Annotated in this window: 15 protein-coding genes; 7 read left to right on the forward strand and 8 right to left on the reverse strand. The window is 75.4% G+C overall.

Annotated elements, in window-relative coordinates:
* Nucleotides 1–65: 65 nt before the first annotated feature.
* The 4 genes from KUM42_RS06655 to KUM42_RS06670 all read right to left on the reverse strand — a co-directional run bounded on the left by KUM42_RS06655 (nucleotide 66) and on the right by KUM42_RS06670 (nucleotide 5,722).
* The gene (locus tag KUM42_RS06655) at nucleotides 66–3,026 is read right to left on the reverse strand and encodes an AAA family ATPase (RefSeq protein WP_237496004.1); all 2,961 of its coding nucleotides are present in this window, start codon (nucleotides 3,024–3,026) and stop codon (nucleotides 66–68) included.
* Nucleotides 3,023–4,174, reverse strand: coding sequence for an exonuclease SbcCD subunit D (locus KUM42_RS06660; RefSeq protein ID WP_237496005.1), 1,152 nt, complete (start codon nucleotides 4,172–4,174; stop codon nucleotides 3,023–3,025). The genes KUM42_RS06655 and KUM42_RS06660 overlap by 4 nt, the downstream gene beginning before the upstream one ends.
* A 68-nt stretch (nucleotides 4,175–4,242) precedes the next feature.
* Nucleotides 4,243–4,851, reverse strand: a complete 609-nt coding sequence (locus KUM42_RS06665) for a PH domain-containing protein (protein ID WP_237496006.1) — start codon at nucleotides 4,849–4,851, stop codon at nucleotides 4,243–4,245.
* Between the two features lie 31 nt (nucleotides 4,852–4,882).
* Entirely contained in the window at nucleotides 4,883–5,722 is an 840-nt protein-coding gene (locus tag KUM42_RS06670) for a biotin--[acetyl-CoA-carboxylase] ligase (protein WP_237496007.1), read from the reverse strand.
* Between the two features lie 20 nt (nucleotides 5,723–5,742).
* Between KUM42_RS06670 and KUM42_RS06675 the strand changes: the two genes are divergently transcribed.
* The 6 genes from KUM42_RS06675 to KUM42_RS06700 all read left to right on the forward strand — a co-directional run bounded on the left by KUM42_RS06675 (nucleotide 5,743) and on the right by KUM42_RS06700 (nucleotide 12,664).
* Complete coding sequence (locus KUM42_RS06675) at nucleotides 5,743–7,362, forward strand: acyl-CoA carboxylase subunit beta (RefSeq protein WP_237496008.1); 1,620 nt, start codon at nucleotides 5,743–5,745, stop codon at nucleotides 7,360–7,362.
* Nucleotides 7,359–7,571: an acyl-CoA carboxylase epsilon subunit gene (locus tag KUM42_RS06680; protein ID WP_237496009.1), complete on the forward strand. Its 213-nt coding sequence runs from the start codon at nucleotides 7,359–7,361 to the stop codon at nucleotides 7,569–7,571. Before KUM42_RS06675 ends, KUM42_RS06680 begins: the two co-directional genes overlap by 4 nt.
* Nucleotides 7,568–8,170 (forward strand): nucleoside triphosphate pyrophosphatase, encoded by a 603-nt coding sequence (locus KUM42_RS06685; RefSeq protein ID WP_237496010.1) that lies wholly within the window; start codon nucleotides 7,568–7,570, stop codon nucleotides 8,168–8,170. The genes KUM42_RS06680 and KUM42_RS06685 overlap by 4 nt, the downstream gene beginning before the upstream one ends.
* A 66-nt stretch (nucleotides 8,171–8,236) precedes the next feature.
* Nucleotides 8,237–10,303 carry a serine hydrolase gene (locus KUM42_RS06690; protein WP_237496011.1) on the forward strand — a complete coding sequence of 689 codons (2,067 nt, stop codon included), beginning with the start codon at nucleotides 8,237–8,239 and terminating at the stop codon, nucleotides 10,301–10,303.
* The gene (locus tag KUM42_RS06695; protein WP_237496012.1) at nucleotides 10,300–10,833 is read left to right on the forward strand and encodes a hypothetical protein; all 534 of its coding nucleotides are present in this window, start codon (nucleotides 10,300–10,302) and stop codon (nucleotides 10,831–10,833) included. Before KUM42_RS06690 ends, KUM42_RS06695 begins: the two co-directional genes overlap by 4 nt.
* A gap of 73 nt (nucleotides 10,834–10,906) precedes the next feature.
* Nucleotides 10,907–12,664 (forward strand): biotin carboxylase N-terminal domain-containing protein, encoded by a 1,758-nt coding sequence (locus KUM42_RS06700; RefSeq protein WP_237496013.1) that lies wholly within the window; start codon nucleotides 10,907–10,909, stop codon nucleotides 12,662–12,664.
* 39 nt (nucleotides 12,665–12,703) lie between these two features.
* Here the strand turns inward: KUM42_RS06700 and KUM42_RS06705 are convergent, their stop codons facing one another.
* The 3 genes from KUM42_RS06705 to KUM42_RS06715 all read right to left on the reverse strand — a co-directional run bounded on the left by KUM42_RS06705 (nucleotide 12,704) and on the right by KUM42_RS06715 (nucleotide 18,706).
* Nucleotides 12,704–14,644: a fibronectin type III domain-containing protein gene (locus KUM42_RS06705; RefSeq protein ID WP_237496014.1), complete on the reverse strand. Its 1,941-nt coding sequence runs from the start codon at nucleotides 14,642–14,644 to the stop codon at nucleotides 12,704–12,706.
* Between the two features lie 68 nt (nucleotides 14,645–14,712).
* Nucleotides 14,713–17,115 carry a S8 family serine peptidase gene (locus KUM42_RS06710; RefSeq protein WP_237496015.1) on the reverse strand — a complete coding sequence of 801 codons (2,403 nt, stop codon included), beginning with the start codon at nucleotides 17,113–17,115 and terminating at the stop codon, nucleotides 14,713–14,715.
* Between the two features lie 115 nt (nucleotides 17,116–17,230).
* Nucleotides 17,231–18,706, reverse strand: coding sequence for an NAD(P)H-quinone dehydrogenase (locus KUM42_RS06715; protein WP_370629341.1), 1,476 nt, complete (start codon nucleotides 18,704–18,706; stop codon nucleotides 17,231–17,233).
* Between the two features lie 38 nt (nucleotides 18,707–18,744).
* On the opposite strand from KUM42_RS06715, the gene KUM42_RS06720 reads away from it, so the two are divergent.
* The gene (locus KUM42_RS06720) at nucleotides 18,745–19,206 is read left to right on the forward strand and encodes a gamma-glutamylcyclotransferase family protein (protein ID WP_237496017.1); all 462 of its coding nucleotides are present in this window, start codon (nucleotides 18,745–18,747) and stop codon (nucleotides 19,204–19,206) included.
* A gap of 30 nt (nucleotides 19,207–19,236) precedes the next feature.
* Here KUM42_RS06720 and mptB read toward each other — a convergent pair whose 3' ends face one another.
* Nucleotides 19,237–20,604, reverse strand: a complete 1,368-nt coding sequence (gene mptB, locus KUM42_RS06725) for a polyprenol phosphomannose-dependent alpha 1,6 mannosyltransferase MptB (RefSeq protein WP_237496018.1) — start codon at nucleotides 20,602–20,604, stop codon at nucleotides 19,237–19,239.
* Nucleotides 20,605–21,032: the final 428 nt, after the last annotated feature.

Consider the following 21,032-nt stretch of genomic DNA (forward strand, 5'->3'; position numbering starts at 1 on the left):
CACCGGCCGGACGGACTGCGCCGGAGCGCACTGCCGCCGCGCTGCGGCCGACGCCGGCCCGCAGGTCAGCCGGCCAGCCGGGAGCCCTCCCGGCCGGTGACGACCTCCAGCCGGCTGGTGATCCGGGTGCGCAGCTCCTCGACGTGGCTGATGACCCCGACCGTGCGCCCACCGCGGCGGAGCTCGTCGAGGACGGTCATCACCGCGTCCAGCGACTGCGGGTCCAGCGTGCCGAAGCCCTCGTCGACGAAGAGCGTGTCGATCTGCACACCGCCGCTCTCGGCGGTGACCACGTCGGCCAGCCCCAGGGCGAGAGCGAGCGAGGCCATGAAGCTCTCCCCACCGGACAGGGTCTTGGTGGGCCGGCGCACCCCGGTGTACTCGTCGAGCACGTCCAACCCGAGGCCACCGCGGGCACCGTGCCGGCCCTGGGCGTCGCTGTGCAGGAACGTGTAGCGGCCGCCGGACATGTCCCGCAGCCGCCGGCTGGCGACCTCCGCGACCTGTTCGAGCCGGGCGGCGAGCACGAAGGACTGCAGCCGCATCCGCAGCGTGTTGGCCCCCCGGCCGTTCACCAGGTCGGCCAGGGCGGTGACCTGCTCGGCGGCGGCCCGCCGCTCGTCGAGCTCCACCTCTACGGCGGTGAGGTCGGCGGCCAGCGCGTCGAGGGCGCCGGCGCGGCTGCCGGCCTGGGCGAGCGCGGCCACCGTCTCCTCCCGGGCGGCGGTGGCGGTGCGGCAGGTGGCCGTGGCCGCGTCGAGGTCCGGCCGCGGCGCGAGGTCGGCCAGCTCGGGCTCGGCGAGGGTCGCGGTGACCACCGACCACTGCTGGTCGTGCCCGGCCACCCGGCGGCCGATGGTGTCGGCCCGGCCGCGGTCGAGCAGCGCGCCGGCGGCGTCCATCAGGTCGGCGAAGCCCGCCTCGACCACCCGCTCGCGGGCCAGCCGCTGCGCCGCGTCGGCCGCGGTGCGGGCGCGCAGCTCGGCGCCCTCGGCGTCCAGCAGCGCCTCGCAGCACTCGGCCTCGCCGGTGAGCCGGTCGGCCCGGGCGGCGATGCCGGTGTCGGTGCCCTGCGCGGTGGCCAGCCGCTGCTGCACGTCGGCGAGCTGCTCACCGGCCGCGGTCAGCTCGGCGCGGGCGAGCGCCAGTTCTTCGCGCGTGGCCGCGCGGGCGGTGGCGGCGGCATCACGCTCGGCGACCAGCACGGCGAGCTGCCGGCGGGCGCCCGGGAGCGCCGCGGCCCGCTCGCGGACCGCCCGTTCCTCCTCGGTCGTCGTGGCGAGGGCCGCCTGCTGGTCGGCGAGCGGCATCTCACCGGCCTGGGCGCGCAGCGCGGCCAGCTCCCGCTCGGTCTGCTCGGCCTGCTGCTGAGCGGTGCGGTGCGCGGCCTCCAGCCGGTCGGCGCCGGCCCGGGCGGTGTCCTCGTCGGCCTGGGTGACGACGGGACCGGTGTGCTCGGCCACCCGCGGGTGGTCGAGCGACCCGCAGACCGGGCAGTCGGCGCCGGGTGCGAGACCGGCGGCCAGCTCGGCGGCCATCCCCTCCAGCCGCTGGACCCGCAGGTCGGTCCAGCGCTCGCGGGCGTCCAGCCAGGTCTCGCGGGCCGCGCGGGCGCGGTCGTGCTGCGCGCGCACCCGGTCGGTGAGCTCGGCCGCCGCAGCGGCGGCCTGCACCGCGGCCCGGCCGCGCTCCAGCGCCGCGGTGAGCCCGGGGAGCTGCGCGGCCGCCTCCGCGGCGGCCGCCACGACCTGCTCCTGGGCGAGCACCCGCGCCGGCCAGCTCTCGGCCGCGGCGTCGTCGGCGGTGGCGCGTCGTCCCAGGTCCTCCACCCGGCGGGCGCCGCGGCCGATCATCGCCGTGAGCGCGGCTGCCCGGTCGACCTCGGGGAGCAGGGCACGCAGCAAGGCCGCCTCGTCGCGCAGGGCCCGGGCCAGCAGGGCGTCGGCGGGGCGGCCGGCCGCGACCGCGGTCCAGGACACCCGGGCCTGCACCAGCTGCTCGGCGGCGCGCTCGGCGTCCAGGGCCGCGCGCCCGGCGGCCTCGAGCACGTCGCGGACCGGCTCGGCGCGGGTGCCGGCCTCCAGCAGCGCGCGCAGCGGCTCGAGCTCGGCGGCCTCGGCGGCCAGCCGGGCGTGCTCGGCGCGGGCGCGGTCGCGGCGGACGTGCCGGTCGACCTCGGCCCGGGCCGCGGCCAGCGCCGCGTCGACCCGGACGACCTCGGCGGCGGCCTCGGCGGCGGCCGCCTCTCGTGCTCGCAGCTGCTCGGCGGCCTGGGTGCGCACGCGGTGCACCCAGGACCCTGCGCCTGCCGACGCCCGGGCGCCCACCAGGTCGGGTGCGAGCTCCTCGGGCACCTCCACGTCGGCGACCTGGGCGACCCGGGCGAGCAGGGTGCTGGCCTGCACCCGCGCCTGGTCGAGCTGATCGCGTGCGGTGCGGCGCTGCTCGTCCAGCCAGCCCTCGACCGCACCGAAACGGGTGACGTCGAACAAGGTCTGCAGCAGCCGACCCCGCTCCTCGGGCTCGGCGCGCAGGAACCGCGCGAAGTCGCCCTGCGGCAGCAGGACCACCTGGCAGAACTGCTCTGCGGAGAGCCCCAGCCGGGTGCGCAGGTGCTCGGACCCCTCGTCGATGCGGGTGCTCACCGGCTCCCAGCTGTCGCCCGTCCACCGCTGGACGGTGAGCTTGGCCTGCTCCTTCGTCACCCCGGTGCCCTTGAGCTTGGGCCGTGTCTGCTCGGGACGGCGGACCACCAGCAGGCGCTCGCCGCCCAGCGTGACCTCGCACTGCACCTCGGTGCGGACGGCGGGCCCGGCGTGGTCGCTGCGCAGCCGGCGTTCCTGGCCGCGTGCGCCGGGGACGGTGCCGTAGAGGGCGTACACGACCGCGTCCAGCAGCGTCGTCTTGCCGGCGCCGGTGGGGCCCCACAGCAGGAACAGCCCGTCGCGGCCGACCTCGTCGAGGTCGACGGCGACCGTGTCGGCGAACGGGCCGAAGGCGGTCAGCTCGAGCCGGTGCACCCTCACAGGGCCGCCTCGGCAGCAGCGGCGGCGGCCAGCGCGCGGCCGAGCAGCTCGCGCTCGGCGGCGCTGGCCTCGACCCCGTCGCGGACGTGGCTGACGAACTCGCCGGCCACCTCGAGGTCGCTGCGGCCGGCCATCCGCTCGGTGTAGCTGCGGGTGTCGCTGCCCGGGCCGGAGCCGGTCCACTCCAGGTGCACGCAGTGCGGGAAGCGGGCCTGCAACCGGCGCATCGGGTCGACCGGGCGGACCGGGTCGGTGAGCTCGACGGAGACGAAGTGCTCCTCGACCGGCTCCAGGTCCGGGTCGGCGAGGAGCTCGGGCAGCTCACCGCGCAGCACGGTGAGCCGGCGCGGGGTGGGCAGCGGCACGGCGCGCACCCCGCCGAGGCCGTCGGCGTCCAGGTCGACCAGCCAGGCCTGCTTCTGCTGCCCGGCCTCGCCGAAGGAGTAGGCCAGCGGGGAACCGCTGTAGCGCACCCGGTCGCTGAGCGACTGCGGCCGGTGCAGGTGGCCCAGGGCGACGTAGTCGACGCCGTCGAAGACCCCGGCCGGGACCAGGTCGACCCCGCCGACGGCGATGTCGCGCTCGCTGTCGCTCGGCTGGCCGCCCCCGACGAAGGCGTGCGCCAGCACGACCGACCGGACGCCGGGCCGCCGGGCCAGGTCGGCCCGGACCCGGGTCATGGCCGCGGCCAGCACCGCCTCGTGGCTGCGGGCCGAGGGCAGGCCCAGCTCGTGGCGGGCGATCTCCGGCTCCAGGTAGGGCAGCCCGTAGACCGCGACCTGCCCGTGCCCGTCGGCGAGGAGCACCGGCTCGTCGAGCCGCGGGGTGTCGGCGCGGACGTGCAGCCCGCCGGCGGCCAGGACCTCCGACAGCGTGTCGAGCCGCCGCGCGGAGTCGTGGTTGCCCGGGGTGAGGACGACCTGCGCGCCGGCGCGGATGAGCCGGTTGACGACCCGGCTGAACACCCCGGTCGCGTCCGCGGAGGGCACCGCGCGGTCGTAGACGTCACCGGCGACGAGCACGACGTCGACGGACTCGGCGGCCACGACGTCGGCGAGTGCACCCAGCACCGCCTCCTGCTCGGCGAGCAGGTCGGTGCCGTGCAGGGAACGGCCGACGTGCCAGTCGGAGGTGTGCAGCAGCCGCATGCCCCGCACGGTAGGTCGCCCCTCCGACAGGACCGGACGCGGCCTCCCGGCCGGACCCGCGGACCGGATCAGAAGCGCTCGGTGCGGTGCTGCCCGTCGGCGGTGTCCCAGGGGTCGTGCGCGTCGTCGTGGGAGGTGTCGTACGTGTCGTGGTGGCCGGACGCCGGACCGCCGCGGCCGGCCCGCCGGTCGGCGTCCTCCTCGACGAGCTGGGCGAGCAGCTGCTGCACCCCGTCGCTGTCCGGGATCGCGGAGAAGACCGTCGCGCCGCCCTCCCCGGCCGTCTCGATCGAGACCGTGCCGGAGTTGACGACCCGGTCCCACAGGCTCTGCCGGTAGGAGACGTCGGTGATCCGCGACAGCCCGATGTCGCGGCCGTGCCGGGACAGGACGCCGGTGCGGTACAGCAGCCGGTGGGTGGTGACGACGTAGTGCGTCGTGCGCCAGCGCAGCAGCGGGACGGCGACGAAGACGACCCCCACGACCAGCGCCGCTGCCACCAGGACCAGCCGCCAGGTCCCCTGCTGCTCCCCGGCCGGCACCAGCGCGGCACCGAAGGACGTGGCCCCGACCAGCACGAGGAACAGCACGACGGGCCAGGCGACGGTCAGCCAGTGCGGGTGCAGGTGACGGACGACCTCTTCGTCGTCCCCGAGGACCTTGTCGGGATAGGGCACCCGACGAGGATGACCGACCCGCGCGGCCTCGTCACCCCTCGCGGCGGGTGGGCCGGACGTGTCGCACGTCGCCGGAGGCCAGCTCGACCACGCCGTCGTCGGTGCGCACCACGAGCCGGCCGTCCCAGTCGACGGCCTCGGCGACCCCGTCGAGGGTCGAGCCGTCGGGCAGGGTGACGGTGACGGTCGTGCCCACGGTGGAGCACCAGGCCAGGTAGTCCCGCGCCAGGCCCGAGCTCACCGGGTCGCCGAGCACCTGCTCCCAGCGGGTGTAGCGGGTCTCGAAGGCGCGCAGCCAGGCCAGCAGCAGTGCGCCGCGGTCGACCGGGGCGCCGGCGGCCAGCTCCAGCGACGTGCCGGTCCCCGGCAGCTCGTCGGCCCGGGTGGAGACGTTGACACCCGTGCCGATGACCACCGCCTGCCCGGTGCCCTCGGCCAGGATGCCGGCCAGCTTCGCCCCGTCGGCGGCGAGCAGGTCGTTGGGCCACTTCAGCGACGCGCGCACGCCGGCCACCTCGGCCACCGCCTCGGCCAGCGCGACCCCGGTGAGCAGCGACAACCAGGCCCGCCGGGCGGCCGGGACGTCGGGGCGCACCAGCACCGAGACGGTGAGCCCGGCCCGCGGCGGGGAGGTCCAGGTGCGGTCGAGCCGGCCCCGGCCGGTGACCTGGTGCTCGGCGACCAGCACCAGCCCGGCCGGCTCCCCGGCGGCCGCCCGCGCGACCAGCTCGGCGTTGGTGGAGCCCAGCTCCTCGACGACCTCCACGGCCCGCCACAGGCTGCTCGACCCCGTCAGCGCCGCGGTCAGCGCGGCGGCGTCCAACGCCGGTCGGTCGGGGTGGGGAGCTGCGGAGGAGGCGGCGTCGGGCACGTCACCTACGCTACGGCGCTGTGAGTGCCGCCGAACCGGAGAACGCGGGAGCGCCTGCTCCCGACCCGCACACGACCGCCGGCAAGCTGGCCGAGTACGAGCGGCGGGTGGAGGCGGCGACGCACGCCGGCTCCGAACGCGCGGTGGAGAAGCAGCACGCCGCGGGCAAGATGACCGCCCGGGAGCGGATCGACGCCCTGCTGGACCCGGGCTCGTTCACCGAGCTCGACGAGTTCGCCCGGCACCGGTCCACCAACTTCGGCATGGAGGCCCGGCGTCCGTACGGCGACGGCGTGGTCACCGGCTACGGCACCGTCGACGGCCGCCAGGTGTGCGTGTTCTCCCAGGACGTGACGGTCTTCGGCGGCAGCCTCGGCGAGGTCTACGGCGAGAAGATCGTCAAGGTGCTCGACCTCGCGCTGCGCAACGGCTGCCCGGTCATCGGCATCAACGAGGGCGGCGGCGCGCGCATCCAGGAGGGCGTGGTCAGCCTCGGCCTCTACGCCGAGATCTTCCGGCGCAACGTGCACGCCTCCGGCGTCGTCCCGCAGATCTCGCTGGTGATGGGCGCCGCGGCCGGCGGGCACGTCTACTCCCCCGCGCTCACCGACTTCATCGTGATGGTCGACAAGACCAGCCAGATGTTCATCACCGGCCCCGACGTCGTGAAGACCGTGACCGGCGAGGACGTGACGCTGGAGGAGCTGGGCGGGGCGCGCACCCACAACACCCGCTCCGGGGTCGCGCACTACCTGGCCGAGGACGAGGCCGACGCGCTGGACTACGTCAAGGCGCTGCTGGCCCACCTGCCCAGCAACAACCTCGACCCGCTGCCGGCCATCGAGGTCGCCTCGGTCGACGTCGCCCTGCCCGAGGCGCTCACCGAGGCCGACCGGGAGCTGGACACCTTCATCCCGGACTCCCCGAACACGCCCTACGACATGCACACCGTCGTGACCCACGTGCTCGACGACGAGGAGTTCCTCGAGGTGCAGGCGCTGTGGGCGCCCAACATCCTGGTCGGCTTCGGCCGGGTCGAGGGCCGCCCGGTGGGCGTGGTGGCCAACCAGCCCACCCAGCTGGCCGGCACCCTCGACATCGACGCCAGCGAGAAGGCCGCGCGGTTCGTGCGCACCTGCGACGCCTTCAACATCCCGGTCCTCACCTTCGTCGACGTGCCCGGCTTCCTGCCCGGGACGTCGCAGGAGTGGAACGGCATCATCCGGCGCGGGGCCAAGCTGCTCTACGCCTACGCGGAGGCGACCGTCCCGCTGATCACCGTCATCACCCGCAAGGCCTACGGCGGGGCCTACGACGTGATGGGCTCCAAGCACCTGGGCGCCGACGTGAACCTGGCCTGGCCTACCGCCCAGATCGCGGTCATGGGGGCCCAGGGCGCGGTCGGGCTGCTGTACCGCCGCGAGCTGGCCGCTGCCGAGGACCCGGAGGCGCTGCGCGCCGAGCGGGTCACCGAGTACGAGGACACCCTGGCCAACCCGTGGATCGCCGCCGACCGGGGGTACGTCGACGCGGTGATCCCGCCCTCGCACACCCGCGTGCACGTCGTCCGCGCGCTGCGGCTGCTGGCGAACAAGCGCCAGACGCTGCCGCCGAAGAAGCACGGGAACATCCCGCTGTGAGCGCACCCGTGCTGCTGCAGGTCGTGAAGGGCGAGCCGTCGGCGGAGGAGCTGGCCGCGCTCGCCGTCGTCGTCGCGGCCCTGTCGCAGGCCCGGACCGCCCGCCGTCGTCCCGCCGCGGTCGGCGGCTGGGCCTCGCGCACCGGTGTGCTGCGCCGGCCGTCGCAGCCCGGCCCCGGTGGCTGGCGCGCGGCAGGCGGCCCGGCATGACCCGGCGCGTGGTGCTGGCCTCCCAGTCACCGGCCCGGCTGGCCCTGCTCCGGCAGGCCGGCATCTCCCCCGACGTCGTGGTCAGCGGCGTCGACGAGTCGGCGGTCACCGCCCCCCGGGTGGCCGAGCTGGTCGCGCTGCTGGCCACCGCCAAGGCCCGGGCGGTCGCCGCGCAGACCGACGACGCGCTGGTCATCGGTGCGGACTCGCTGCTGGAGTTCCGCGGCGAGCCGCTGGGCAAGCCCGCCGACGCCGCCGAGGCGCGGGTGCGCTGGCAGCGGATGGGCGGGCGCACCGGCACCCTGCACACCGGCCAGGCCGTGCTGGACGTCTCCGGCGGGACGATCGCCGCGCGGGACGTCGGGGTCTCCTCCACCGTCGTCCACTTCGCCACCCCGACGCCGGAGGAGCTGGAGGCCTACGTCGGCTCCGGCGAGCCGCTGCACGTCGCCGGGGCGTTCACCCTCGACGGGCTCGGTGCGCCGTTCGTCCGCCGGGTGGAGGGCGATCCGTCCGGCGTCGTCGGCCTGTCGCTGCCGCTGCTGCGCACCCAGCTGGCGCGGCTCGGGGTGCCGATCACCGACCTCTGGTCGCGCTGAGCCCCACCGGTCACAGCGGTCCCAACCGTTCCGCATGCCGGTGGCGCGGCAGGCAGACTGCCGGTGATGCGCCGCTCAGCTGTCCTGCTCACCGCCCTGGTGGCACTGTCGTTCCTGACCGGTGGTGGCGGGGTCGCCCGGGCGGACGCCGCCCAGTCCCTGGTGGACGCCGGCAGTGCCGAGGCCGCGGCCCGGGGCACCACCGCCGGCATCGCCGTGTACGACCGGCGCACCGGCCGCTACAGCGACAACGGCCCCACCGCCCACCAGTGGTTCGGCTCCGCGTCGCTGGTCAAGCTGTTCATCGCCGACAGCGTGCTGCGGCGGGCACGCACCGGCGAGATCCGGCTCTCCGACGCCGACCGGAACTCCCTCGGGCTGATGCTGCGCTCCTCCGACGACGCCGCGGCCAGCAGCCTGTGGAGCCGGTTCGGCGGCAGCGGGATCGTCACCGACGTCAAGGCCCGCTACGGGCTCGCCGAGACCGCGGCGCCGGCGAACCCGCGGTACTGGGGGCTCACCCAGGTCACCGCCCGGGACATGACGGGCTTCTACGACGGCATGCTCTCCGGTCGCGGGGGCCTGGACGGCGCCGACCGCGACTTCATCGTCGACCAGCTGCGCCGGGCCACCGACCGCGGCACCGACGGCGTCTACCAGTGGTTCGGGCTGCACGACGGCCTGCCGCGGGACAGCGTGGGCGTCAAGCAGGGCTGGATGTGCTGCTTCTCCGACGGCTTCATCTGGCGGCACTCCACCGGCCTGGTCGGGCCCGACGCGCGGTACGTGGTCGTCGTCCTGGCCCGGGACGAGGGGTGGCAGGGCGCTGCGCACACCGAGGCGTCCACGACACGGATCGTGCAGCGGATGTTCCCGGCCGGGCTGGTGCCGCGGGTGCAGGGTCTGATCGGCGACCTCTGGTACCAGCTGGGCGGCGCCGGCAGCGTCCTCGGCCTGCCCACCGGTGAGGAGGTCCCCCTGCGCGGCGGCGCGTTCAGCTTCTTCGAGCGCGGAGCCGTCTACTGGTCGCCGCCCACCGGGGCCCACGAGGTCCACGGGCAGGTCCGGGCCGCCTTCGACCGGCTGGGGGCGGAGAACGGGCTCCTCGGCTACCCCACGAGCGACGAGCTGCCGCTGGCCGGCGGCGCGCTGGGCCGGTTCCAGGGCGGCTACGTCTACTGGTCACCGGCCACCGGGCCGCACGAGGTGCACGGACAGGTGCTCGCCGCCTACAGCCGGCTCGGGTACGAGCGCGGTCTGCTCGGCTACCCCACCAGCGACGAGGTGCGGCTCCGCAACGGCGCGCTGGGACTCTTCCAGGGCGGCTACGTCTACTGGTCGCCGGCCACCGGGCCGCACGAGGTGCACGGCCAGGTGCTCGCCGCCTACAGCCGGCTCGGGTACGAGAACGGGTTCCTCGGCTACCCCACCAGCGACGAACAGCGGCTGGCCGGCGGTGCGCTGGGCCGCTTCCAGGGCGGCCACGTCTACTGGTCGACCTCCACCGGGGCCCACGAGGTGCACGGCCAGGTGCTCGCCGCCTACAGCCGGCTGGGGAACGAGCGAGGCTGGCTGGGCTATCCGACCAGTGACGAGATCAGCCTGTACGGCGGTGCGCTCGGCCGGTTCGCCGGCGGTTCGGTCTACTGGTCGCCCGGCACCGGCGGGCACGCCCTGGGCGGCGCGCTGCTCACCGCGTACACCTCCAGCGGTGCCGAGCGTGGCCTGCTCGGCTACCCGATCAGCGACCCCTACGCGGTCGGCACCGGCACCCGGGTCGACTTCGAACACGGGAGTCTCACGCTGACGTCCTCGGGCCAGGTCGTCCGAGTTGACGCACCGAGCCCGACGGCCACCGCCCTCACGCCGCGGACCGCGCCAGCACCCCCACCGGCCCCGGCACCCGCGCCTGCGCCTGCGCCTGCGCCGGCACCCGTGCCCGCGCCTGCACCCGCGCCCGCCCCTGCGCCTGCCCCCTTGCCGTCGGCTCCGGTGGTACCGGCCGAGCCGCAGCCCGGTGGGCTCGCACCGGTCACGACCCCGACACCCCCGGCCGTCGCGCCCACGACCACCGCCACGCCCATGCCGGAGTCCCCGGCCGCTGAGCCGTCGCCGACCACCGCGGCGCCGTGAGGCGCGCCCTGCTCGTCAGCGCCGTCCTCCCGGCCGTGCTGCTCGCGGCCGGCGGCTGCTCCAGCGGGCCGTCCGCGCCGGTGGCCGGCCCGGGCTCCTCCCCCGCCGCGTCGGCGTCGTCAGCCCCCTCCCCGGTGGACCCGGTACCGACTCCGACGGACCCGGTGGCCACACCGGCCGGCCCCGCAGAGGCCTCCGCGCTCGCCGCACTGCCGACCGGACCGGCCACCGGGACGGCGGTGCTCGCCTACGCCGGCGTCGGCGAGGTCCGGGAGCCCTTCACCGGCACCTGCACCCACGACGGCGGCACCACGCGCATCGAGGGCACGGCCGACACCGCCCGGATCACGCTCACCGTCGCCCCGGCCGGCGCGACGGTCGTGCTGGAGGACGTCGGCTTCGCGGCGACCTCCACCCTGGCCACCGGCCGGTACGACGTCGCCGGACGTCATCTGTCCCTCGCCGCGCCGCTGACCTCCGGTGACCAGCCGTCGGGCTCGATCGAGCTGGAGCTCGACTGCGGGAGCTGAGGACCCTGACCCCGGCGACCGCCGTCCGAGCGCTCGTTAGAGTCCTCGCGACGTCTTTCGAGGGAGTGCGAACGTGCAGAAGGTCCTGATCGCCAACCGCGGCGAGATCGCGGTGCGGGTGGCGCGTGCCTGCCGGGACGCCGGGCTGACCAGCGTCGCGGTGTACGCCGAGCCGGACCGGGACGCCCTGCACGTGCGCTCCGCCGACGAGGCCTTCGCCCTCGGCGGCACCACCCCGGGTGACTCCTACCTGGTCATCGACAAGATCATCGACGCCGCCCGGCGGTCCGGCGCGGACGCCGTCCACCCCGGGTACGGCTTCCTCTCGGAGAACGCCGACTTCGCCCGGGCCGTGATCGACGCCGGGCTGACCTGGATCGGCCCCTCGCCGCAGGCGATCGTCGACCTGGGCGACAAGGTGGCCGCCCGGCACATCGCGATGGCTGCCGGCGCCCCGCTGGTGCCCGGCACCAAGGACCCGGTCGAGAACGCCGACGAGGTCGTCGCCTTCGCCCGTGAGCACGGGCTGCCGGTGGCCATCAAGGCGGCGTTCGGTGGCGGCGGGCGTGGGCTGAAGGTGGCCCGCACGCTCGAGGAGATCCCCGAGCTGTTCGACTCCGCCGTCCGCGAGGCCGTCTCCGCCTTCGGCCGCGGCGAGTGCTTCGTCGAGCGCTTCCTGGACCGGCCGCGGCACGTCGAGGCGCAGGTGCTCGCCGACACGCACGGCAACGTGATCGTGGTGGGCACCCGCGACTGCTCGCTGCAGCGCCGCAACCAGAAGCTGGTCGAGGAGGCACCCGCGCCGTTCCTCACCGCCGAGCAGCGCGAGCGCATCCACTCCTCGGCCAAGGCGATCTGCCTGGCCGCGGGCTACGTGGGCGCGGGCACCGTCGAGTACCTGGTGGGCACCGACGGCTCGATCTCCTTCCTGGAGGTCAACACCCGGCTGCAGGTCGAGCACCCGGTCAGCGAGGAGACCGCCGGCATCGACCTGGTGCGCCAGCAGTTCCGCATCGCCGAGGGCCTGCCCTTGGAGATCACCGAGGACCCCACGCCCCGCGGCCACAGCATCGAGTTCCGGATCAACGCCGAGGACGCCGGCCGCAACTTCATGCCCGCGCCCGGCCCGGTCACCCGGCTCGTCGTGCCGCAGGGCCCCGGCGTGCGCTGGGACTCCGGCGTCGAGGCCGGCGGCGAGGTGGCCGGCGCGTTCGACTCGATGCTGGCCAAGCTGATCGTCACCGGCGCCACCCGGGCCGAGGCGCTGCAGCGGGCGGCCCGGGCGCTGGACGAGCTGGTCGTCGAGGGCATGCCCACCGTCGTCCCGTTCCACCGGGCCGTGGTGCGCGACGCGGCCTTCACCAGCGAGCCGTTCACCGTGCACACCCGCTGGATCGAGACCGAGTGGGACAACCAGGTGCCGGCCTGGTCGGCTGCACCGGTGGAGGGCGAGGAGCCCGAGCCGCGGCAGACCGTCGTCGTCGAGGTCGGTGGCCGCCGGCTGGAGGTCTCGCTGCCGGCCGGCCTGGCCGCCGGCGGTGCGGCGCCCGTGGCGGGCGCCGCGAAGCCGCGCAAGCGCTCGGGTGGCTCGGGCGGTCAGGCGGCCTCCGGGGACTCCCTCACCGCGCCCATGCAGGGCACGATCGTGAAGGTCGCGGTGGCCGACGGCGCCACGGTCGCGGCCGGCGACCTCGTCGTGGTGCTGGAGGCGATGAAGATGGAGCAGCCGATCACCGCGCACAAGGCGGGTGTCGTGTCTGGGCTGTCGGCCGAGGTCGGCGCCGCCGTCACCAGCGGCGCGGTCCTCTGCACCATCACCGACCCGAGCTGACCCGCCGGGGTCCGCGCCGGCCGGCGCGGACCCCGGAGGTCAACGGCTCGAGACCGCCCCCTTCGCCGGCGTCCAGGTGATGGAGCCGAAGCGGAAGTCACTGCGCCGCCCACCGGGGACGTCGTACTCCTCGCTCGTCGGGTAGCTGAGGACCGAGTCCTGCCAGCCCATCGACGCCCACCTGTCCCGGATCGCACCCCAGACGGCATGCGCACCGGTGAACGGCGTGAAGTAGATCGAGCCACCCTGGAAGTGCACGACGACGTTGGTGGTGCTCGGCCGGAGGAGGGTCTCGTCGGTGAGCGGGTAGCCCAGTACGCCGTCCTGCCAGCCGAGGGAGGCCCAGCGGTCGCGGACCGCGCCCTTGACGACGTGCGCACCCGTGGCCGGCGACCAGTAGACCGAGCCGCCCTGGAAGTGCGTCACCGCACCCCCGGCGAGCACGACCTCGTCGGTGGTCGGGTAGCCGAGAGGCCCTCCCTGCCACCTCTGGGACGCCCACTTGTCCCGGATCGCACCCCGCACCGCGTGCGCACCGGTCGCCGGCGACCAGTAGACCGACCCACCCTGGAAGTGCGTCACCGCACCCCCGCCCAACCCCACCTCGTCCGTGGTCGGGTAGCCGAGCGTCCCGTCCTGCCAGCCGAGGGCCGCCCACCTGTCCCGGATCGCACCCCGCACCGCGTGCGCACCGGTCGCCGGCGACCAGTAGACCGACCCACCCTGGAAGTGCGTCACCGCACCTCCGCGCAACGCGACCTCGTCGGCCGTCGGGTAGCCGAGCGTCCCGTCCTGCCAGCCGAGGGCCGCCCACCTGTCCCGGATCGCACCGCGCACGAGGTGCGCACCGGTGCCCGGCGACCAGTAGAGCGAGCCGCCCTCGAAGTGGGCCACCGCTCCGTCGCGCAGGGTGACCTGGTCGGTGACCGGGAAGCCCAACTGGTCGAAGGCGTCGTCATCATCGAGCCAGCGGTCCTCGACCGGCCCGGTGAGCCAGTGGGCGCCGGTGGTCGGCGTCCAGTACATCGTCCCGCCCTGGAACTCCTGGTAGCAGCCGTCCTCGGGCAGCTCGCCGCACGTCTCCTGGCCGAGCACTCCACCCAGGGGACCGGCGGATCCGCCGGCAGCCTCGTAGGCCTCGCCGATCGCCCCTCCGGACAGCAGAGGACCCGAGGGGACCGGGACCGGCTGCGGGGCCCACGGGGGCGTCGGCTCCCCGGCTCCGGGGGCCACCGGGGAGGTCGGCGCGCTCTGCCGGCTCTCACCGGCTGCGTTGGTGGCGGTGACCGTGAACGTGTAGGCCGTCCCCTGGGTCAGGTCCCGTACCCAGGCGGCACGTCCCGGCGACTCCAGGAGCACCTCGTAGCGCACCGGTTGCGGCACCGCGGACCCGCTCGCGTAGGCCCGGAGCGTGTAGCTGTCGATCGGGTAGCCGTTGCCTGCCGGGACCGGCCAGCTCACCAGCACGCTGCCGGGGAGCGGAGACGCCGTCACGGACGAGGGCGGGTCGGGAACGGCTCCGCCGGTGGTGTGCGTGGTGAGGGGGACGCTCGGGTACCCGGGTCCGACCTCGTTGGCGGCGGTCACCGACACCCGGTAGATCGAGCTGCGCACCAGCCCGGTCACCCGAGTGGTGGTCACTGCGCCGGGGACCGTCACGCTGACGGTGTCGGACTCGACGCCGGCCCGCCACACACCTGCGGTGACCGTGTAGGACGTCGGGGACCCGCCCTCCGCCGAGGGCGCGGTCCACGAGACGGTCAGGCTCTCGTCGTCGCCGGACGCGGTGACCCCGGTCGGCACGTCCGGGACGGCGACGGCCGCAGCACCAGGGGCCCCGACGACGTCCGGCTGCCCGCCGGACCCGGCCGGTGCGGCACCGGCCGGGGACGCCGTGAGCAGCAACGGTCCGGTGACCAGGAACGCGGCCAGGGCCAGCAGCGAGGCTCGGCTGCGCCTCGGGGGGTGGTGACGCGACATGAGCTGGACAGTAACGGCGAGGTTCCCGCAGGTCAGTGCGGCGAGCCGTGTCCTGCGGGGAGAGTCGCTCAGCGGTAGCGGACGACGGCGCCGGCCGCCGGGCTCCAGTCGATCGAGCCGCCCGCGAAGTCCGAGCGCACCCCACCGGGGACGGCGTACTCCTCGCTGCGGGGGTAGCCCAGCCGAGAGTCCTGCCAGCCCAGCGACGCCCATCGGTCACGGATGGCACCGCGGACGGCGTGTGCGCCGTTCGCCGGCGACCAGTACACCGACCCGCCCTGGAAGTGGTTCACCGCTCCCCCGGCCAGCCGGACCTCGTCGGTGGTCGGGTAGCCCAGCGACCCGACCTCCCAGCCGTTGGCCGCCCAGCGGTCCCGGATGGCACCGCGGACGACGTGGGCGCCGGTGGCCCCGGACCAGTAGACCGACCCGCCCTGGAAGACGTTCGCCGCTCCGCCGGCCAGGGTGACCTCGTCGGTGGTCGGGTAGCCCAGCGACCCGACCTCCCAGCCGTTGGCCGCCCACCGGTCGCGGATCGCACCGCGCACCATGTGCGCCCCGGTGGCTCCCGACCAGTAGATCGACCCGCCCTGGAAGACGTTCGCCGCTCCGCCGGCCAGGGTGACCTCGTCGGTGGTCGGGTAGCCCAGCGGGCCCGCCTGCCATCCCAGCGCCGCCCACCTGTCGCGGACGGCGCCGCGCACCGCGTGCGCGCCGGTGGCCGGGGAGAAGTAGACCGACCCACCCTGGAAGTGGTTCACCGCACCGCCGGCGAGCGTCGTCTCGTCGGTGACCGGGTACCCCAGCGATCCGTTGACGCCGCCCAGGGCCGCCCACCGTCCGGCGACGGCCCCACGGACCCAGTGCGCCCCCGTCGCCGGTGACCAGTACACGCTCCCGCCGGTGAACTCGCGGGAGCACCCGCCGCCGGCGAGACCGCAGACCTCCTCGGTGCGCGGGGCACCGAGCGGGCCCCGGACGCCGCCGCTCGCGTCGTAGGCACGCTGGACCGGGCTCGCGGCCACCGGCACGACCGGCGCGCTGGTCTCGCTGACCGGCCCCTGGCCCGCCGCGTTGACCGCCGCCACCTGGACCGAGTAGGCCGTGCCGTTGGTCAGCCCCGGCACGACCGCCGTCGTGGCGCCCGTCGTTCGGACCACGATGTCACCGGGTGAGGTGTGGACGGTGTAGCCGGTGATCGGGCTGCCGTCGGAGGTCGCCGCCGTCCAGGACACCTCCAGCCGGCCGTCACCCGGCCGCACGGTCACCCCGGTGGGCATCGAGGGCGTCGTCGGGGCAGGCGGCGCGTCGGCCGCTCGCAGCAGCTCGTAGCCGTCGATCAGCCCGAAGCCGGTGTCGTCGTCCCGACCGGGGGTCTCGAGGTCGATGGCGGTGGCGATCACCGCTGCCCGGACGTCGGCCACCGTCGCCGCGGGGTGCCCCTGGCGGTAGCGGGCGAGGACGGCGGCCACGAAGGGCGCGGCCATGGAGGTGCCGCTGCGGTTGGCGTAGCCGGCCGGGCCGTTGGTGGACAGGATGCCCACGCCCGGCGCGGAGACGACGTTGGTCGGGCCGGAGTAGGAGAAGGAGGCCGACACGCGCTGGTCGTCGGTCGCGGACACCGCGATCACCCCCGGCGACGCGGCCGGGCAGTTGACCTGGTTGCCCGTCTGACGGTTGTTGCCCGCGGCGGCGACCACGACCACACCGTGGTCGACGGCGTACTGCACCGCGGTGTCGTACTGGGTGTTGCACGGCCCTGCGAGGCTCATGTTGATGACGTCGGCACCGTGGTCGACGGCGTGGATGATGCCGCTGGCCACCGTGGAGGACGTGCCCTGCCCGTTGGCGTCCAGCACCCGGACCGGCATGACCCGGGCGGCGCTGGCACCGGCGACGCCGATCCCGTTGCCCGACACCGCCGAGATCTCGCCGGCGACGTGCGTGCCGTGTCCCTGCACGTCGCGGCAGCCGTCACCGGCGGGGTCGGCGGTGGCCGCGTCCGGGGCGAAGTCCGCGCCCAGGTCGCACCGCACGCGTCCCGGCAGGTCCTCGTGGTCGGCGGCCACCCCGGTGTCCAGGACGGCGACGAGCTGGTCGGAGCCGTCGGGTGCGCCGAGGGGCGCGGGGTCCAGCCCGAGGTCGGCCAGTGCCCACTGCTGCGCGCGACCCGGGTCGCCGGCGTCGGCGATCTGCACCGGTGTGTCGACGGAGACGCTGACGACGCCGGGCTGGGCGCGGAGCTCGGCGCGGGTGGCCGCGACGTCGGCGGGCGGGACCTCCCGGGTCACCACCTCCGCGGAGTCGTCGGTGACGACGATGGCGCTGACCGCGGTGAGGTCACCGGCCGGGGCCTCGGTGGCGGACGGGACGCCCACCTCGGCCCGGGCGGGCACGCCGGTGAGCAGCGGGACCGTCAGGACGGCCAGCAGGGCGGCGGGCAGCACGGACCTCACGCGGGGCAGGCGCACGGGACACTCCTCGGTAGGCCGCCGACCCACCCGTGGGTCCGGGCAGGTCAGGCGGTCACCTCTGGTATCGACCGGGGAGGTCGCGGAGTGGAGCGCTGTCGCCCACCCGGGTGACTCAGCTGTGCTCGTCCTCGATCCCCATCAGCCGGCGCCCGGCCTCGGTGATGGAGCCCGACAGCGACGGGTAGATGGCGAAGGTCTGCGCCAGGTCGCCGGCCGTGAGCCCCTTGGTGACCGCCAGCGCGATCGGCAGGATCAGCTCCGAGGCGCCCGGGGACACGACCACGCCGCCGATGACGACGTCGGTGGAGCGCCGCGCGTAGAGCTTGATGAACCCGTCGCGCAGGTCGCCCATCTTGGCCCGGGCGTTGGTGGCCAGCGGCAGCCGGATCACCTCGACGTCGGCGCCGTCGGTGAGCGACTCCTCCTGCACCCCGACCGTGGCGATCTCCGGGTGGGTGAAGACGTTGGCCGCGACCGTCTTGAGCCGGATCGGCGAGACCGCCTCGCCGAGGGCGTGCCACATGGCGATCCGGCCCTGCATGGCCGCGACCGAGGCGAGCTGGAACACCCCGGTGACGTCGCCGGCGGCGTAGATGCCCGGCACCGACGTGCGGGAGACCCGGTCGACGACGATGTGCCCGGAGCGGGTGACGGCGACCCCGGCGGCCTCCAGGTTCAGCCCCTCGGTGTTGGGCACGGTGCCCACGGTCATCAGCGCGTGCGAGCCCTCGACGACGCGGCCGTCGGTGAGCTCGACCCGCACGCCCTTCTCGGTGCGCTCGACCTTCTCCGCGCGGCCCCGCTCGGCGATCCGTCCGCCGCGGGACTGGAACACCCGCTCGACCACGGCGGCGGCGTCGACGTCCTCACCGGGCAGCACCTGGTCGCGGGAGGAGACCAGGGTCACCGGGACGCCGGCCTCGAGGTAGCCGGAGGCGAACTCCGCACCGGTGACGCCGGAGCCGACGACCACGAGGTGCTCGGGCATCTCGTCGAGGTCGTACACGTCGCGCCAGGACAGGATCCGCTCGCCGTCGGGCTCCGCGCCGGGCAGCACCCGCGGGTCGGCGCCGGTGGCCAGCAGGACGACGTCGCCGGCGATCTCCTCGGCGACCCCGCCGTCGCGGTCGAGCACCTGCACCCGGTGGGCGGCCAGCCCCGGCTCCTGGTCGGCCAGCCGGGCCTGCGCGGTGACCACGCGGACGCCCTCGGACTCAAGCCGGGCGTGGATGTCGGCGGACTGGGCCATCGCCAGGCCCCTGATCCGCTGGTTGACCGCGGCCAGGTCGAGGCTGACGGTGTCCAGGTCGGTGCCGCGCAGACCCAGGACCGCGGAGTCGCGCACCGAGGTCATCGCCCCGGCGGAGGCGATGAAGGTCTTGGACGGGACGCAGTCGGTGAGCACGCTGGCCCCGCCGATGCCGTCGCGTTCGACGACGGTGACGTCCGCACCCAGGGAGACGGCGACGAGCGCGGCCTCGTAGCCGGCCGGGCCACCGCCGATGATCACGATGCGGGTCATGGTTCCTCCTCCGAACGGGACAGCCTGCCCAGTGTCCCAGTTCTGGGCGCCCCTGTCGGCCACCACGCGGGCAGCCCCGGCCGGGGCTGGCTAGGCTCCCGGGGATGGGCCTCTACGCCGCGTACGGCTCGAACATGGACCCCGCCCAGATGCGGCAGCGCTGCCCCTCGGCACCGTTCTCCGGCACCGGCTGGATCCCCGGCTGGCGCCTGACCTTCGGCGCGGAGGACGTGGGCTGGGAGGGCGCCCTGGCGACCCTGGTGCCCGACGAGGGCGCCGACGGCTCCGGGGTGTTCGTCGCGCTCTACGACCTCACCGCCGCCGACGAGGCCGCGCTGGACGCCTGGGAGGGCGCCGACCACGGCCTGTACCGCAAGGTCCGGCTGCGCGTGCACACCCTGGCCGGCGACGTGGTGGCCTACGCCTACGCGCTGGACGCCTTCGAAGGCGGGCTGCCCTCGGCGCGCTACCTGGGCGCGATCGCCGACGCCGCGGAGGCCGCCGGCGCCCCCGCGGACTACCTGACCGGGCTGCGCCACCGCGACTGCCGCTCGATCGACAGCTGACCCGCCCGCGGGCGGGTCAGCTGCCGCAGGTCAGCTCGCGGCAGCGGTGAGCTGCTGCCGCTCGTCCTCGCGCTTCTCGTCCCGCCAGCGGGACATCACGTTGGTGGCGGTGGCCCAGATCAGCAGGACGGCGAACAGCGCCAGGGACATGTTGAACACGCGCGGCCAGCCCAGGTAGCCCAGGGTGGGCTCCCCGCCGGGGAACGTCGTGAACAGCAGCGCGACCGAGGCCATGATGCTGAACAGCAGCTCCTGCGGCCTGCCGGCGACGGCGAACAGCAGCACCGGCACGATCAGGTACCAGGGCCACACGACCGGGCCGACGGCGAGCACCGTGAGGATCACCCACGCGAGCACCCGGATCAGGCCCCAGCGGCGCAGCCGGGTCAGCAGCACCAGGCAGATCACCCCGCCGAGCAGGACGCCGAGCGAGCGGATCTTGTCCAACGGCGGGGCCACCGGGTCCAGCACCATCGCCAGGCTGGTCAGCGGGGAGAGCGGGATCAGCGCCTTGCCCGGCGAGGACAGGTTGTCCAGCCAGCCCCAGCCGTAGCCCGACAGCTGGGCGGCGACGACGAACGCGCCGCCACCGACCAGCCCGGACAGCACCAGCGCCTTGAGCTGGGCGAGCCGGCCCTGCTGGCGGCGGGCGTAGTCGACACCGATGACGAAGACGGCGATCAGCGCGGTGACCTTCACGCTGGCCCCGGCGGCGCAGCAGAGCACCGCCAGCAGCGGCCGGTCGGCCAGCGCGAGCAGGATGCCGGCCACCAGGAACACGAGCATGACGATGTCGTTGTGGCCGGCGGACACCCCGTTGACCAGCATCAGCGGGTTGACGATGCCCAGCCAGACCGCGCGGGTCGGGTCGACGCCGCAGCGCTCGGCGAGCTTCTTGGTCAGCACGGCCAGGGCCACCCAGGAGGCGACCGCGACGACCCGCAGCGCGACCAGGACCTGCAGCATGTGCTCGTTGAACAGGCTGGACAGCCCGGCGAGGAAGACGATGAACGGCGGGCTGTAGGGCGTGGGGCTGAACCGCCAGAACGGCTCGGCGCCGCGCACGGCCGGGATGTCACCGGCCGCACCGGGGCCGGCCAGGTAGGGGTCGACGCCGTGGTGCACCGAGGCGCCGATCGCGGTGTACGCGTACATGTCCGGGCTGAACAGCGGCGGGACGACGAGCAGCGGCACCACCCACACGCTGCCCAGGACCATCAGCGCCCTCACCGAGGTGCCGCGCCGCACGGCCAGGCCGGCCAGCAGCCAGGCGACCGCCCAGACGCCGAGCGCGGCGAAGTTCAGCACGATCGCCTGCGAGCGGCCCTGCTGCTCGGGGGCGAGGTCGGTGACCTCGAAGAACCAGAGGTCGTTGCGCGGCAGGCTCAGGCCGAGCACGTTGCCGGCGGCGGCCAGGTAGGTGGCGCCGGCCAGGCCGAGCAGGCCCGCGCCGACCAGCAGGAGGGTCGTCGTCCGGTCGCGGGCCGGGGCTTCTGCGTCGGCCCGCGCTGCGGTCCGCGGGGGCTCGACGATCGTCTGGGTGCTGACGGTCTTCTCCTGACTGGTCGACCCGGCGCCGGGGCGGCGGGCAGGTGCTGCGGGGCGGGGCGACGGCCCGGCGGATGGGCACCCGCCGCGCCGGTCCGGTCACGCGCGTCCCCACCGTGCGGGACCACCCGGCGGGGCGGCGAGCCGCGGCCTCGACCGGGCAGCGCCGTGGCCGGACCCTAACAGCCGGCGGGCCGCCGGCGGGGCGTCGTCCGGCCCCCTCCGGACCGTCCTGCAGGGGGCCGGCGGGCACGCGGCGCGGACCTCCCGGCGCCGTC

This window comes from Modestobacter sp. L9-4 (genome assembly GCF_019112525.1).
Lineage (GTDB): Bacteria > Actinomycetota > Actinomycetes > Mycobacteriales > Geodermatophilaceae > Modestobacter.